The organism is Phreatobacter aquiterrae (assembly GCF_053471285.1).
This window is the reverse complement of record NZ_JBJPHW010000004.1, coordinates 18,877-32,310: the sequence shown is the minus strand read 5'-3', so window position 1 is coordinate 32,310 and position 13,434 is coordinate 18,877. Positions and strand designations below refer to the sequence as shown.

The following is a 13,434-nucleotide window of genomic DNA, read 5'->3' as shown; positions in this document are numbered from 1 at the left end:
GCGACGTCCCGTCCACCTTCGCCCTTCCGACATGGAGACGGCGGTCCGCAAGGCCGCCGTTTTCGTGCGTCTTGGCAGTTGGAGACATGCTCTCATGCAGGAATGGTCCAGGTCGCCTGGCGTTGATCCCGCGAGGATCGCGCGGCGCTCCCCTATTGCAAGGATTCATGGACGGTCTGTCGTTCCGTCTTTACCTGCCGGTTCTCGCGGCCCTTGCCGTCACCGCCCATGCCCTCCGCCCACGGTGACCGGCGAGTGGCGTCTTCGTGGGCGCAGGTGCATGATGGGCGTTGCATCATGGTCCGGATGAACGCCCGCCCCGCGATTCCCGCCACTCTGGCGCTTGTACTGGCTGTCTCCGGCGGGTTCGGCAGTGCTGCCCACGCCCAATCCTCGCCCTCACGCGCGCCATTGCCGCAGAGCCGGCCTCAGGCCGCCCCGCCTGCTGCCGCGGCGCCGCAGCCATCCCCGCCATCCGCTTCCCGTTCGACAGCCGGCACTCCGGCGGTTGCAGCATCGGCGTGCCAGGCAAGACTGGCCATCTCCGGTGTCCGCTTCTCGCCGGCCACGGCAACGGACGCGCGGGCGGACTGCGCGATCGCAGATCCGGTGCAACTGGAAGGCATGACGACCGATGACGGCGATGTCCGCTGGCCCGACAGGCCGGTGGTGAGCTGTTCCTTCGCGGGCACTCTCGCCGACTTCACTCGCGCTGCGGCCGAGCCGCTCGCCCGCGCCACGACAGGCCGGACGATGGTCGCCTTCGGCACGGGTCCGGGCTTTGCGTGCCGGCCGCGCAACCGGCTTGAGGGGGCGAAGATAAGCGCCCACGGCCGCGGGATTGCCATCGACATCGCCTGGTTCGATTTTGCCGGAGGACGCCGGGAGAGCGTCGAGGCGCCGGGGGACGAGAAGGTCGCGCGCTTCATCCAGGCGCTGCGCCGGTCCGCCTGCGGCTGGTTCACAACGGTTCTCGGGCCGGGATCGGATGCAGCCCATGCGGACCATCTCCACCTCGATGCAGAGCCGCGCGGGTCTCGCGGCGACAGCCGGCTCTGCCAGTGAAGCAGAAGATGCGCCATCCCAGTCGGCCGGACGTCGCCCCAGACGTCACTAAACAAGCGAAAGCCCCGCGCCGGGGGCGCGGGGCTGACTGTCTCGCTTGTCCGTGTGGCGTCAGGTGCGCGCGGGCGTGAACGCCGGCATGTCCTGCAGCTGCTTCTTCGTGCTCGTGACGAAGCCGACCAGCGTGCCGTCCGACATGCGCATGAACTTGATGTCGGTCAGCGGAAGCGCGACGGTCTTCTCGCCGATGCCGAGGAAGCCGCCCACGCCGAGAACGGCATGGGAAATGCGGCCGTCGGTGCCAATGACGAGATCGTCGATCTTGCCGATGGAGTCATGGCGGTCACGCATGGTGCGCCACTGTTCGTCGGTGACCGGCGTCAGCTGCATGTGCGTCGAGGACGGCGCGGCGGTGGAGCCGGTGGTCATCGGAGCGGTCGTCCCGGTCGAGGCCTGGTCAGGCTTCGGGGCATAGATCGACATGCCGACGATCTTGCTGGTGGTCAGCTGCTGGGCACCCATTTCGGTGGCCGCCGGCGTCATCGGACGCATGGGCTGGGCCTGAGTGGGGGCGGCCGGCTGCTGCGGCGCCGGGGTGGCCGTCTGGGCCAACGCGCCGGTGGCGAGAAGGGTCGCGACGGATGCCGTCAAAAGAGTGGTCCTGATCATGTCAGTTGCCTCCTGTGTGGAAAACCAGCGCGATGGATGCCGCCTGAGGCAAGTTCCGAAGCACCGCGCTGTTGCCATGACAACTGTCAGGAGGGCCTGTTGTTCCGATGATCCATGCCGATAGGGGATATAGAAAGTATCTACTTAGCCGGCATCGCGAATATCGTTGATGGCCTGCCAGTGCTGCCGGCGGTACTCGGCCGACTGCGGGAAGCGCTTGCCTTCCACCTCTTCGGTGATGACGGTGAAGCGGGCGAGCGTATGCGGACCAAACGAATTGACGAAGGGCACGTCCGCGGCATCTCGTCCCCGCGCCATGACGATGCGGCCGATCCGCGGCCGGTTGTGGCGCGCATCGAAGGCATACCATGTGCCGTCGAGATAGACTTCGAACCAGGCGCTGAAGTCCATGGGATTGGGGTCGACCGGCACACCGATATCACCGAGATAGCCGGTGCAATAGCGCGCCGGAATATTGAGGCACCGGCACAGGGTGACGGCGAGATGGGCGAAGTCCCGGCAGACGCCGACGCGCTCCTGCAGGGCCTCGGCGGCCGTGCGGGTATGGCGGGCCGCCAGGTAGTCGAAGCGGATGTGGCTGTGGACGAAGTCGCAGACGGCCTGCACCTGCTCCCACCCGGGGCGCACGCCGGAAAAATTGCTCCACGCGACCGCCATGAGGGTATCGGTCTCGCAATAGCGGCTGCCGAGCAGGAAGCTCAGCGTCTCGGGCGGAAGGGCGTCGGGGGACATCAGCGCGGCCCACGGCGCCACGGGATCGGGGAAGCCGGAATCGTGGATGGTGCCCTCGGCCGACAGGCGCACGCCGCCGGCCGGAACGGTGATGCGCCGGCAGATATTGCCGAAGCCGTCGATATAGATCTCGGTCGGGCAGGCCGCCCCTGTCGCAAGCGATGACGCGGCCAGCACGTCGGGCTCGGAGATGTCGCTGCGCCGGTCCGGATGGACGTCGAGCATCAGGATCGCCGGCAGGGTCTGGTCGCAGACGATGTCGATGTCGTAACCGTAGCGGATATGCATGGACGGGCTCCTTCGCAGGGATGCGGGCATGCGGCCGCATCCGCCGGGCGCGGCAGATGTGATGATGAGGGTGGAACGCCGTGATTGGCCAGCGGTTCCTTGCGCGCGGATCAGCTTTCCGCGCGATCAGAGGATGGGCCGTTGTGTCAGGTCGCGATCGTACTGGGCGGCGATCCGCTCGGTCAGGCGCGGATTCTCCATCGTCAGGCGACCGGCCGAGAAGCTGAAAAGTCCGGCCCGCCGCAGCTTGGCCCAGGTCTTGTTGGTGTGGACGAGCGACAGGCCGAGGGCGTCGGCGAGCTGCTGTTGCGACGGCGGAAAGACAAAGGAGCGATCCGTCACCAGACCGAGGACCTCGGCGCGCCGATAGAGCGAGATGATGAGGGAGGCGACGCGTTCCGTCGCGTTGCGCTGTCCGGTGGACAGGAGGTTCTCGTCGATGAGGCTCTCCTCGCGGGAGCCGAGCCAGGCCATTTCATAGGCAAGCTGCGGCATCCGGACGAACATGTCCCACAACTTGCGGCGGGGGAACACGCAGAGCTCCACGTCGGTCAGCGCCTCGATGCCGTGCTGGGCGACCGAGAGGAGCGACGCCTGCAGACCCATCAGGTCGCCCGGCAGCAGGAAGTTGAGGATCTGCCTGCGGCCGTCCGGCAGGACCTTGTAGCGGAAGGCCCAGCCCTCGAAGAGAGTGAACAGCTCGGCGTCGTCCTGTCCGGGAAAGATGATCTCCTGTCCGGCGGGCAGCCGCCGATGTTCCAGCTTCATCGCCGATATGAACTGGATGTCCTCCGCGGTCTTCGGCTGGAATGCCGGTTTGTGGCGCAGCGGACAGGCGTGACACCAGCGGTGGGTCGTGCGGTGCATTGACGTATTCGAGATCATGGGTCCCCTCGGCCTCCGCGCGCCAAAATGTCGTGCGGCGTGTCGATCCGCGCAGGGAACTCGCAGGCGTCGATTGCGTTCCTAACGTCGGCCCTTCCTGATGCATTCCGCCGCCGCAAGCGCGGGTCGTCAAGTCGGGCCTCCTCCAGCCGCGCGGAATCCTCACCATGTCCACCTCCGAAACCGACGTCGCGGACCGGCCGTACCGGTCGCGATCGCGATCATTCCTGCGCATGGCGACGGGCTTCTGGACGGGCTTTTCCGCCGTTCGCGCCTGGATGCTGACGACCGTGGTGCTCGCCTTCGCTTTCGCGCAGATCGCGGCGCAGGTCGGCATCAACAGCTGGAACCGCATGTTCTTCGACGCGCTCGAGAAGAAGGCGATCGGCGACGTCGTCACCGCCATCAGCCTGCTGCCATTGCTCGTCGGGGTGGCGGCGATCACCATGTCCGGGCTCGTCGTCTCGCGCATGCTGCTGCAGGTGCGCTGGCGCGAATGGGTGACCCATCGGTTGGCGGGGTGGTGGATCGCCGACCAGCGCTACTATCGCCTCGGCTTCCTCGCCACGGAGCACTCGGCGCCGGAGTTCCGCATCGCGGAGGATGTCCGCATCTCCACCGAACCGCTGGTGGAATTTGCCATCGGCCTGATTGCCGCCTTCGTCACGGCCGTCACTTTCGCGGCGATCCTCTGGACGGTCGCCGGCTCGATATCCTTCGAGATCGGCGGGCGCACCTTCCACATCCCGGCCTACATGGCGATCGCGGCCGTCCTCTATGCCGTCATCACGTCGACGGCGGCCTATTATGTGGGCCGGGCGCTGGTGGGGAAGATCGCGACCAAGAACGAGACGGAAGCCCTGTTCCGCGCGGAAATGACGCGGCTGCGCGAGAACGCCGAGAGCATCGCGCTGATCAAGGGTGACGCCGACGAACGCTCATCGGTCAAGGACACCTACACGAATGTCGTGAAGGCCTGGCTGGCGGTCGTTCGCCGCCAGGGTTTCATCGCGCTGGTCCTCAACACCAATGGCGCGCTGTTCCCGATCGTTCCGCTGTTGCTGGCGGCGCCGAAATACCTGTCTGGCGAACTGACGCTCGGCGCCGTCATGCAGGTCGCCGCCGCCTTCAGCGCCGTGCAGGCGGCGCTCATCTGGTTCGTCGACAATTTCGTGCGCCTCTCCGAATGGTACGCCTCGGTGGTGCGCGTCGATGAATTCGCCGAGACCCTGGAAGAGGTGGATATCGGCACGATCATGGAGGATGAGCAGCAGATCAACCTCGACGAGAGCGAGGACGACACCATCCACATCGACAATCTGTCGCTGGCCCACCGCAACGGCCGCGTCGTCATCGACGACGCCTCCATCCGTATCCAGCCTGGAGAAAAGATCCTCATCGCCGGGGAGAGCGGCACCGGCAAGAGCACGTTCATCCGCGCGCTCGCGGGGCTCTGGCCTTGGGGCTCGGGGCGCATCGCCTTCCCGCGCAACACGCCCTACGCCTTCGTGCCGCAGAAGCCCTACCTGCCCCGCGGCACACTGAAGGACATTCTGCTCTACCCCGAGGGCGAGGCGGCGGTGGAGGATGCGGTCATCCTGCAGGCCATGGAGCGCTGCGGGCTCGGCTATCTGGCGAAACGCCTCGATGAGGATGACGACTGGGATCGCGTCCTGTCCGGCGGCGAACGCCAGCGCGTCGCCTTCTGCCGCCTTCTGATCCACAAGCCGCCGATCATCATCATGGACGAGGCGACGGCCGCGCTCGACGAGGGCAGCCAGGACAGCCTGCTCTCCCTGTTCGAGAACGAACTTGCCGCCTCGACGCTGATCAGCGTCGGCCATCGACCGGGGCTCGAAAGGTTCCACGACCGCAAGATCACGCTGGTGCGGCGGCCCGCCGGCGCGCGCATGCAATCGACGCCGATCCGCAAGTCGCTCTGGCGGCTGCTCAGCGGGCGTGAGGCGGCCTGACGGGCAGGGGCTTTTCCCACCGGTAGCGACCGGAAAAATTCCGGGAACCAATATGCGGGAGGCGCGTTGATGAAGCGATCATCGCATGTCCCTTCCCGCGATGTAGACCTCACTGAAGCCGCCTCTGGCGGCTTCTTTTTTTCACAGTGTCCGGGTGCGAAGCTGTATCGAGGCGCGACCCGGGAGTTCGATCGCCACCATGGATCTGCACCTGCGTCACGTCACGACCTATCAGTATGCGGGGCCGGTGCAGTTCGGACCGCACCGGCTGATGCTGCGCCCGCGCGACAGCTTCGATCTGCGCATCCTCGATACGCAGCTCGACATCTTCCCGAACGCCGAACTGCACTGGTCGCACGACGTCTATGGCAACCCGATCTGCGTCGCGACCTTTGCCGGCATGGCCGACAGGCTGCAGATCACCTCGGGCCTCGTGCTGCGCCGCTATGCCTCCGCCTTTCCGCGGGCCCATACGACGGCGGGCGCAGCCTTCGTCCCCCACTATTCCGATGGCGAGCGGATCGTGCTGCAGCCCTTCCTGGTGCCGGCCAGCGGCGACGAGGGTGGAGTTCTCGCCGCCTGGATTGCGTCGGCCCTGGCCGGGGACGCCCAGGACCTCGACGCGCTGAGCCGCCTGTCGCGGGCCATCCATGCCGGTTTCGGCTACGCGGTCCGCTATGAGGAGGGCACCCAGACGCCGACGCAGACGCTGGACCTCAAGTCCGGCTCCTGCCGGGATCTCGCCTGGCTGTTCATCGAGGCCGTCAGGCGTCTCGGCTATGCGGCGCGCTTCGTGACGGGCTATCTGCATGACGGCCAGGCTGATCCGTGGCAGCGCTCGGCCGCCGGTCTGACCCATGCCTGGGCCGAGGTCTTCATTCCCGGTGACGGCTGGGTGGAGTTTGATCCGACCAACGCTCTCGTCGCCGACCCGCATCTGATCCGCGTCGCGGTGGCACGGGTGCCGTGGGACGCCTCGCCGGTCTCGGGCAGCTTCATCGGCCCGGTGGGCGCCCTGATCAGCCTGTCCGTCGGGGTGGATATCGCGCCGACCGAAAGCTACGCCAGCGTCGCCTGATCGGCCATCAGAGAGGCACGTGCCAGCGCCCGGCGCTGGCGCCGTCCGGTCCTGCCGTCTGCGTCGCGCCGATCTGGCGCAGCAAGCCGAGGGCAACCTTGGTGTTGACGGCACTGGTCCGACGGTGATCCGTCGTGACGTCGAGTGTCAGGGTGTCGCCAGCGCCGGTGCCGATCTGCACCGACACGCTGTCCGCCTCGTCCTCCTGCAGCGCATGCGTCGCCATCTCGACGACCAGCAGTCCGAGGGGAATGGCGCGATCGACCACCAGGGCCGTATCCTCCGGAGCGGTGGCGGTGATCCACGGCCGCGCCGGCTGGAGCAGGCCGTTGAGCATGGCCGTCACCTCGTCGAGGAAGGGCTTCAGCTCGACGGGCCGCATCTCGCCCTGGGCGAGGGCGTGGCGATAGGCGATCGACAGCACGTGGACCTTCGCCTCGACCGCCGCCAGCACCGGCCGGTGTTCTGCTGCGTGCTGGCGTCGCGCCAGGCTGAGATAGCTCTGGATCACCTGCAGGCTGTTCTTCACGCGGTGGTGCAGTTCGCGGACAAGGTGGCGATTGGCGCCGATCGTCTGGTTGAGCCGTTCGACGCGGTCGGCCTGGTCGACGACCAGCGTGTTGAAGGCCTCGGAGACGCGGCGGATATCGTGGGGCATGGCGGCATCGACCGGGGCGAGTGTCGCTTCCTGGGAGCTTCGGGCCACCGCCGCCGCCTCGATACCGCGGATCCACCGCACGATATTGGCGTCGATGGCCAGCGAGTAAACTGCGAAGAGCACCATCAGCGTCACCAGCGGGGTCAGAAGGAGCGCGATGAACTGGAGGAAAGCCGCCCGCTCCGCCTGCTGGTCGAAGCGCGCCAGCACGTAGAGGTCCGGCTCGGCGACCCGCTGCATGCCGTAGGTGGCCCTCTGCCCCGCACGGCTGACGGTCTCCCAGCGTTGCAACTCACTTGTGCTGCTCGCCTCGACAGGCAGCCAGGTCATGTCGGATTCGTCGGCGCCGCGGGCCGCCACGATGTCGGTGTTGCCGCGGACGATACCAACGATGACCCCGGGATTGACCACTCCCAGCGCGAAGGCGCGATTCATGATGACCGCATCGACGAGCAGCAGGGATTCGAGAATCTGGGTCTGCGGACCGGTGCTGCGGCGCGCATAGATAACCATGAAGCGGCGCTGCCCGACCTGTGCCACCCCGTAGCTGGATTCGGCGAGGTCACTGCCGATCCACGTGCTGCTGCGGCTGCGCGTCCGGTAACTCTCGACGATGCCGCCGATGACGGCCGCGGAAAGGTCCGCGGTCTGGCCGGCGGTGCATCCCGGGCGCTCGCCCGCACTGAGTGCGACCGCGCTGATGCCGATATTGTCGCCGACAATGCGGTTGGCGATGGCGCGGCACTGCTCGGCCGAGGCATCGGTGGCTGCGACGCTTGCCGTGGCGGCCAGGAGCGTCCGGAGCGATTCCCGGAACCAGACGCGGGTCCGCACCGCGAAGTTGCCGACCGTCTGCAACTGCGAGGCCTCGATCGAGGAGAGGACCGAGCGGTAGGTCGCAGTCGCGGTCACCGCCGTGATCACGGCGATGGGCAGGATCACGAGAACCATCAAGGCGAGAAGGCGACCCCGGACGGTGCGGAATGCCGTGACGTTCATGTCGATGAGGTGCGCGCCATGTCGGCCGGGGACTGCCGGATGACGGCCGTTGTGCGGCGATCCGGCCCGATATCGTCGACGCCTGTAATGCCGAGGAGATCGGCGAGCTTGGCGCGGGCGCGGTTGACGCGGCTCTTGATCGTGCCGACTGCGACACCGCAGATCTCTGCCGCCTCCTCGTAGGACAGGCCGCTGGCGCCGACCATGATCAGCACCTCGCGATGCTCCTCGGAGAGCTTGGCGAGCGCCTTGCGGAAATCGGCGAGATCGAGCGCGCTTTCCTGTTCGCCCGACACGGTCAGGCGCTGGGCATAGGTGCCGTCGCTGTCCTGCACCTCGCGGCCGCGTTTGCGGTAGAGCGAATAGTAGGTGTTGCGCAGGATGGTGAAGAGCCAGGCGCGCAGGCTCGTTCCCGGCTGGAACTTCTCGCAATTGCCCCAGGCCTTCAGCATGGTTTCCTGCACAAGGTCGTCGGCCTGCGTGACCGAGCCGCACAGCGAGACGCCGAAGGCGCGCAGGTTCGGCAGTTCGGCGATGAGGCCTTCACGGAACTCGTCACGGGCCATTGCGACGCTCCTTGGCTTCGAGCTCGGCGAGCAGAACGAGGAAGCGATCGGGCATCGGCGCCTTGATGAGGTCGTCGTAATGGGCCTTCAGCGACTTGCCGATGGCCTCCTGAATGCGCGGGTCGAGGACGATGTCCCTGTCGTCGTCCTTCCGGTCCTTGTCGTTGTCGTCCTGAATCGCGCCCATCGGCCTCTCCTCGCGCACCCGCCGGGCACGCACCTGATCCAACCCAGAACGTTCGCTGCCGGCAATGGTTCCCGCAAAACGAAAAAATAAAAAGCTTGCCAAACCAAGGGGTTCCGCGCTGCTCTGGGACCCATTCGACAGGAGTCCAGAATGACCATTGCTGCGGAAATTGCCCCGCATCTGCCCTACCTGCGCCGCTTCGCCCGTGCCCTTGACGGCACGCAGGCCGGCGGCGATTCCTATGTGCTGGCGACGCTCGAGGCTCTGGTGGCCGATCCCGCGTCCTTCCCGAGGGACGTGTCGGCCCGCATCGCACTATACCGGATCTTCCTCAAGCTCTGGTCGTCCATGCCGGTGAACATGGCGCCACCGACCGCGACGCTGGCTCGCGCGGGCGCCGTGGAGCGCAACCTCGAGGCGCTGACCCCGCTGTCCCGCCAGGCCTTCCTGCTGAGGACCGTCGAGGGCTTCGCACTGGAAGAGGTCGCCGCCGTCCTCGACGTCGATCTCGAACGGGCGGGCGCCCTCATCCAGCAGGCCGGCCGGGAGATCGCCGAGCAGGTGGCTACCGACGTCCTCATCATCGAGGACGAACCGATCATCGCGCTCGACATCGAGACGCTGGTCCAGGAACTCGGCCACTCGGTCACCGGCATCGCCCGGACCCACAAGGAGGCCGTCGCCCTTGTCGCGAAGAAGCGCCCCGGGCTCGTCCTCGCCGACATTCAGCTGGCCGATGGTTCCTCGGGGCTGGAGGCGGTCGCGGAGATCCTGCAGAGCATCGACCTGCCGGTCATCTTCATCACCGCCTATCCCGAGCGCCTCCTCACCGGCGAGCGGCCCGAGCCGGCCTTCCTGATCACCAAGCCGTTCCAGCCGGAAGCGGTGAAGGCGGCGATCAGCCAGGCGCTGTTCTTCGACCGACGGTCGGAGCGGAAGGTGGCCTGAGCGGGTCGGGTGACGCGGCGGAGATTTTTCCCCGGCCTTGGGGAACCCTCGCTGCGGATGCCGGTTATCCGGTTCAGGAATGCGGTTCGAAACCGCTGCTTGCCGGAGGTCGCCATGGGGATCATGCCCTCGACAGTGACAATTCTGGTGGCCGGCGCCGTCCTGTTTGGCGGCGTGGTCAGCCTGACACCGGTCATCGTGGACGTGAGCCTGCTCGCGCTCGCGCTTGCGGGGTCGCATCTTGCCGTCGGCTTCGCCGATGGCGCCGCATGAACCCGGCCGGGACGCGACCGGAAAGTACCAATCCTAACACTCCCGTGCCGGGCGGTTGAACGCCGTCCGGTCGCTGGGATGCGATATTAATGGTATGTTCGCGTAGAGTTGGTTCTCTACAGGGGTGAGTTCTGGAGCGACGAGGGTTCGCTCGCATAGGCAAGTCAAGGGTATGGGCAAGCAACGCATTCTCATCGTCGAAGACGACCCGTTCATCGCCATGGATATCGAGGCCGCAGTCCTCGAGGATCTGGGGCCGCGGACGGAGGTCATCGTCGTGGACAGCCTGCGCGAGGCGCAGGCGTTCGCCGACGATGTGGTGCATTGCGCCCTGCTCGATGTCGACGTGGTCGGCGGCAAGACCTTCGAGGTCGCGCTGAAGCTGCGCGAGCGCGGCACGCCCTTCGCCTTCGTCTCGGGCTCGCTGCCATCCGATCTGCCCGCCGAACTGACGGGCGCCACCTTCGTGCGCAAGCCGTTCCATTCCCGCGACATTCTCGGTTTCATCACGGCTGCGATGGCAGGGCGTCAAGCATCTGATCCGGCCGCGCCGATGCAGGTCCCGTCCCCCGAAGCCGCGGGGGGACCCTCTTCGGGCTCCTGAGAACCGAGGTCAGGAGTGCTGGCGAGGGCCGTACACCGAACAACCCGCGGTCGGTGCCCTTGCACCTCGTCCTAGAAGCGTTCGGGACGTATCACCTCGACATCGGTGAGCCAGACGCGAAGGCTGTGCGTCTCCAGGAGAGGCGTCAGCGCCTCGACGATCTCCTCCGCCTTGGGCGCGGTGGTGATGGTGAAGACGAGCATCTTGGCCGAGGCTCCCGCCACCTGGTCGTCGCTCCATATGCCGCGATAGCCGCCCCCCTCCGCCACCGGCAGAACGGTGTGACCTGTCACGCCGCTGCGTTCGATAATCTCCACTATCCGCCGGACCAGGGGCCTGTCGGCGAGAATATCGACCTTCTTGCGTCGTTCTGTCGGGGTCATGGCGACAACCATCGTGCAAGGTACGAGATGGCGGGGATGCCGATCGCGATGTTGAAGGGAAATGTCACGGCCAGCGACATCGCCAGGGAGAGGCCCGCATCCGCCTGCGGAAGGGCGAGGCGCATGGCCGCCGGAACAGCGATGTAGGAGGCGCTGGCGGCAAGGATTCCGAGGCCGGCGGCCGAGCCGGCGTCGAGCCCTATGAAGTGCCCCAGCAGCGTCCCGAGCGCGCCGTTGATCACCGGCAGGACGATGCCGAGCGATGCGAGGCGCAGCGTCAGGGAGCGCGTCTCGCGCAGCCTGCGGATGGCGACGAGGCCCATGTCGAGGAGAAACAGGCAGAGAACGCCGCGAAATCCGGAGTCAAAGACCGGGGCCACGGTGGCGAAGCCCTTCTTGCCGACGACGAGGCCGATGACGAAGCTGCCGAGCAGCAGCACGACAGTCCCGTTCAGCAGGGTCTCGCGCAGGAGTTCGTGGCGCTCATGTGCGTCCCCGGCGCGCACACCCCTTGCGAGAAGAAGTCCGACGATGATGGCCGGCGTCTCCATCAGGGCGAGCACGGCCACCATGAAGCCGGCCGGCGCCATGCCGGCCGCCGCGAGCATCTCGCTGCCGGCGACGAAGGTGACGACACTGACCGAGCCGTAGTGGGCCGCCACCGCCGCAGCATCCAGCCGCGGCAGTCGGCCGAGGCTCCTCAGCAGGGCGAAGGCGCCGACGGGGATCAGGCAGCTCAGCGCAAGACCTGCGACCGCCGCGGACGCCATGAGCGGCGAGAAGCCGCTCGCCGAAACCTCGACGCCGCCCTTCAGGCCGATGGCGGCCATGAGATAGAGCGCCATCCCCTTGGCGATCGGCTCGGGGATGGCGAGGTCTGACCTGGCCGCGGCGGCCAGGACGCCCAGCACGAAAAAGAGGATGACGGGAGAAAGCAGGACCTCCATGGCCGGGCGATCCTACGCCGCCCGTGCCGCTGCGCGCTCCTGCCTTCGGGTTTTCCACAGGCTGTAGATTACGCCGCCGGCGAGAAGGCCGAGAGTGACCGTCAGCGACAGGACCGGCGGCACTTTGTCGATGCCCATGAGGTCCGCGGCGAAGACCTTGCCGCCGATGAAGACAAGAACGAGGGCGAGCGCCGTCTTCAGATAATGGAAACGATGGATCATGGCCGCGAGCGCGAAATAGAGAGCGCGGAGGCCGAGGATCGCAAAGATATTCGAGGTGTAGACGATGAAGGGGTCCGTGGTGATGGCGAAGATCGCCGGCACCGAATCGACCGCGAAGATCACGTCGGCGATCTCGATGAGGACGAGCGCCATGAACAGCGGCGTGATGAACCAGATCCGGTGCCCGCTTTCCGGCGCTTTCGGATCCGGCAATTTCACGAAGAACTTCTCGTCGTGGTGCTCCTGCGTGACGTTGAAGCGCCGGCGCATGAAGGCGAGGACCGGGTTGGTCGAGATGTCGGTCTTGCCCTCCTTGAACACCAGCATCTTGACGCCGGTGGCGACGAGGAAGGCGGCGAAGATGTAGAGGACCCAGGAGAACTGGGAGACCACCGCCGCGCCGACGCCGATCATGATGGCGCGCAGCACGATGACGCCGAGGATGCCCCAGAACAGCACGCGGTGCTGGTATTTCCGCGGCACCGCGAAGAACGAGAAGATCATCGCGATGACGAAGACATTGTCCATCGCCAGCGCCTTCTCGACCGCGAAGCCGGTAAGGTAGTTCATGCCGGATTCGGCCCCCAGCGCCCACCAGACCCAGGCGCCGAAGGCGACGCCGAGCGAGATGTAGAAGGCGGAGAGCATGAGGCTCTCGCGCGTCTCAATCTCCCGGTGACCCCTGTGGAGCACGCCGAGGTCGAGGGCGAGCAGCGTGATGACGATGGCGAAGAAGGTGAGCCACATCCAGACCGGCTTGGTCAGCCAGACGGAGAACACGAAGGTGCTGAGAAGTTCCATGACCGGACCTATTCTCTCGAGGTTGACGAGATCATCCGACATCATGGCGGGACGCCATCAGAGGGGCCCGGAACGCGGTGAAAGATGCCGCAGGACTGTGGCGAAAATCGGGCAGGCGCGGGCCGGCTCCGGTGC

At 66.6% G+C, this 13,434-nt stretch carries 15 protein-coding genes; 6 read left to right on the top strand and 9 right to left on the bottom strand.

The window, feature by feature from the left end:
- The first annotated feature begins 228 nt into the window (after window positions 1–228).
- A complete protein-coding gene (locus ACJ4V0_RS07680; protein WP_448298985.1) occupies window positions 229–1,065 on the top strand; it encodes an extensin family protein in 837 nt (278 codons plus the stop codon).
- Between the two features lie 111 nt (window positions 1,066–1,176).
- Here ACJ4V0_RS07680 and ACJ4V0_RS07675 read toward each other — a convergent pair whose 3' ends face one another.
- The 3 genes from ACJ4V0_RS07675 to ACJ4V0_RS07665 form a co-directional block, all read right to left on the bottom strand.
- Entirely contained in the window at window positions 1,177–1,734 is a 558-nt protein-coding gene (locus ACJ4V0_RS07675; RefSeq protein ID WP_448298984.1) for a PRC-barrel domain-containing protein, read from the bottom strand.
- Between the two features lie 144 nt (window positions 1,735–1,878).
- The gene (locus tag ACJ4V0_RS07670) at window positions 1,879–2,775 is read right to left on the bottom strand and encodes a transglutaminase-like domain-containing protein (RefSeq protein ID WP_448298983.1); all 897 of its coding nucleotides are present in this window, start codon (window positions 2,773–2,775) and stop codon (window positions 1,879–1,881) included.
- Window positions 2,776–2,901: 126 nt separating this feature from the next.
- Complete coding sequence (locus ACJ4V0_RS07665; RefSeq protein ID WP_448298982.1) at window positions 2,902–3,642, bottom strand: Crp/Fnr family transcriptional regulator; 741 nt, start codon at window positions 3,640–3,642, stop codon at window positions 2,902–2,904.
- Window positions 3,643–3,827: 185 nt separating this feature from the next.
- Between ACJ4V0_RS07665 and ACJ4V0_RS07660 the strand changes: the two genes are divergently transcribed.
- The gene (locus ACJ4V0_RS07660; protein WP_448298981.1) at window positions 3,828–5,633 is read left to right on the top strand and encodes an ABC transporter ATP-binding protein/permease; all 1,806 of its coding nucleotides are present in this window, start codon (window positions 3,828–3,830) and stop codon (window positions 5,631–5,633) included.
- A 199-nt stretch (window positions 5,634–5,832) separates the two neighbouring features.
- Window positions 5,833–6,711 carry a transglutaminase family protein gene (locus ACJ4V0_RS07655; RefSeq protein ID WP_448298980.1) on the top strand — a complete coding sequence of 293 codons (879 nt, stop codon included), beginning with the start codon at window positions 5,833–5,835 and terminating at the stop codon, window positions 6,709–6,711.
- A 7-nt stretch (window positions 6,712–6,718) separates the two neighbouring features.
- Here ACJ4V0_RS07655 and ACJ4V0_RS07650 read toward each other — a convergent pair whose 3' ends face one another.
- From ACJ4V0_RS07650 to ACJ4V0_RS07640, 3 genes are read right to left on the bottom strand one after another with little or no spacing between them, the layout of a single operon-like run.
- On the bottom strand, window positions 6,719–8,368 hold the full coding sequence (locus ACJ4V0_RS07650; RefSeq protein WP_448298979.1) for a sensor histidine kinase: 1,650 nt from the start codon (window positions 8,366–8,368) through the stop codon (window positions 6,719–6,721).
- A complete protein-coding gene (locus ACJ4V0_RS07645; protein WP_448298978.1) occupies window positions 8,365–8,934 on the bottom strand; it encodes a sigma-70 family RNA polymerase sigma factor in 570 nt (189 codons plus the stop codon). The genes ACJ4V0_RS07650 and ACJ4V0_RS07645 overlap by 4 nt, the downstream gene beginning before the upstream one ends.
- A complete protein-coding gene (locus tag ACJ4V0_RS07640) occupies window positions 8,924–9,121 on the bottom strand; it encodes a NepR family anti-sigma factor (protein WP_448298977.1) in 198 nt (65 codons plus the stop codon). The genes ACJ4V0_RS07645 and ACJ4V0_RS07640 overlap by 11 nt, the downstream gene beginning before the upstream one ends.
- Before the next feature lie 150 nt (window positions 9,122–9,271).
- On the opposite strand from ACJ4V0_RS07640, the gene ACJ4V0_RS07635 reads away from it, so the two are divergent.
- The 3 genes from ACJ4V0_RS07635 to ACJ4V0_RS07625 all read left to right on the top strand — a co-directional run bounded on the left by ACJ4V0_RS07635 (window position 9,272) and on the right by ACJ4V0_RS07625 (window position 10,946).
- Window positions 9,272–10,069, top strand: coding sequence for a response regulator (locus ACJ4V0_RS07635; protein ID WP_448298976.1), 798 nt, complete (start codon window positions 9,272–9,274; stop codon window positions 10,067–10,069).
- A gap of 114 nt (window positions 10,070–10,183) precedes the next feature.
- Entirely contained in the window at window positions 10,184–10,342 is a 159-nt protein-coding gene (locus tag ACJ4V0_RS07630; RefSeq protein WP_448298975.1) for a hypothetical protein, read from the top strand.
- 172 nt (window positions 10,343–10,514) lie between these two features.
- The gene (locus ACJ4V0_RS07625; RefSeq protein WP_448298974.1) at window positions 10,515–10,946 is read left to right on the top strand and encodes a response regulator; all 432 of its coding nucleotides are present in this window, start codon (window positions 10,515–10,517) and stop codon (window positions 10,944–10,946) included.
- A 71-nt stretch (window positions 10,947–11,017) separates the two neighbouring features.
- Here the strand turns inward: ACJ4V0_RS07625 and ACJ4V0_RS07620 are convergent, their stop codons facing one another.
- The 3 genes from ACJ4V0_RS07620 to ACJ4V0_RS07610 are packed head-to-tail and all read right to left on the bottom strand — an operon-like array spanning window position 11,018 to window position 13,299.
- The gene (locus tag ACJ4V0_RS07620) at window positions 11,018–11,329 is read right to left on the bottom strand and encodes a DUF190 domain-containing protein (RefSeq protein ID WP_448298973.1); all 312 of its coding nucleotides are present in this window, start codon (window positions 11,327–11,329) and stop codon (window positions 11,018–11,020) included.
- On the bottom strand, window positions 11,326–12,276 hold the full coding sequence (locus ACJ4V0_RS07615; RefSeq protein ID WP_448298972.1) for a sodium-dependent bicarbonate transport family permease: 951 nt from the start codon (window positions 12,274–12,276) through the stop codon (window positions 11,326–11,328). The genes ACJ4V0_RS07620 and ACJ4V0_RS07615 overlap by 4 nt, the downstream gene beginning before the upstream one ends.
- Window positions 12,277–12,288: 12 nt before the next feature.
- The gene (locus ACJ4V0_RS07610) at window positions 12,289–13,299 is read right to left on the bottom strand and encodes a TerC family protein (RefSeq protein WP_448298971.1); all 1,011 of its coding nucleotides are present in this window, start codon (window positions 13,297–13,299) and stop codon (window positions 12,289–12,291) included.
- Window positions 13,300–13,434: the final 135 nt, after the last annotated feature.

What these genes read in the sequence shown, in the direction of transcription:
- ACJ4V0_RS07680 (WP_448298985.1), top strand. Translation starts at nt 229, where the DNA reads ATGCCCTCCGCCCACGGTGACCGGCGAGTGGCGTCTTCGTGGGCGCAG.
- ACJ4V0_RS07675 (WP_448298984.1), bottom strand. Translation starts at nt 1,734, where the DNA reads ATGATCAGGACCACTCTTTTGACGGCATCCGTCGCGACCCTTCTCGCC.
- ACJ4V0_RS07670 (WP_448298983.1), bottom strand. Translation starts at nt 2,775, where the DNA reads ATGCATATCCGCTACGGTTACGACATCGACATCGTCTGCGACCAGACC.
- ACJ4V0_RS07665 (WP_448298982.1), bottom strand. Translation starts at nt 3,642, where the DNA reads ATGCACCGCACGACCCACCGCTGGTGTCACGCCTGTCCGCTGCGCCAC.
- ACJ4V0_RS07660 (WP_448298981.1), top strand. Translation starts at nt 3,828, where the DNA reads ATGTCCACCTCCGAAACCGACGTCGCGGACCGGCCGTACCGGTCGCGA.
- ACJ4V0_RS07655 (WP_448298980.1), top strand. Translation starts at nt 5,833, where the DNA reads ATGGATCTGCACCTGCGTCACGTCACGACCTATCAGTATGCGGGGCCG.
- ACJ4V0_RS07650 (WP_448298979.1), bottom strand. Translation starts at nt 8,368, where the DNA reads ATGAACGTCACGGCATTCCGCACCGTCCGGGGTCGCCTTCTCGCCTTG.
- ACJ4V0_RS07645 (WP_448298978.1), bottom strand. Translation starts at nt 8,934, where the DNA reads ATGGCCCGTGACGAGTTCCGTGAAGGCCTCATCGCCGAACTGCCGAAC.
- ACJ4V0_RS07640 (WP_448298977.1), bottom strand. Translation starts at nt 9,121, where the DNA reads ATGGGCGCGATTCAGGACGACAACGACAAGGACCGGAAGGACGACGAC.
- ACJ4V0_RS07635 (WP_448298976.1), top strand. Translation starts at nt 9,272, where the DNA reads ATGACCATTGCTGCGGAAATTGCCCCGCATCTGCCCTACCTGCGCCGC.
- ACJ4V0_RS07630 (WP_448298975.1), top strand. Translation starts at nt 10,184, where the DNA reads ATGGGGATCATGCCCTCGACAGTGACAATTCTGGTGGCCGGCGCCGTC.
- ACJ4V0_RS07625 (WP_448298974.1), top strand. Translation starts at nt 10,515, where the DNA reads ATGGGCAAGCAACGCATTCTCATCGTCGAAGACGACCCGTTCATCGCC.
- ACJ4V0_RS07620 (WP_448298973.1), bottom strand. Translation starts at nt 11,329, where the DNA reads ATGACCCCGACAGAACGACGCAAGAAGGTCGATATTCTCGCCGACAGG.
- ACJ4V0_RS07615 (WP_448298972.1), bottom strand. Translation starts at nt 12,276, where the DNA reads ATGGAGGTCCTGCTTTCTCCCGTCATCCTCTTTTTCGTGCTGGGCGTC.
- ACJ4V0_RS07610 (WP_448298971.1), bottom strand. Translation starts at nt 13,299, where the DNA reads ATGGAACTTCTCAGCACCTTCGTGTTCTCCGTCTGGCTGACCAAGCCG.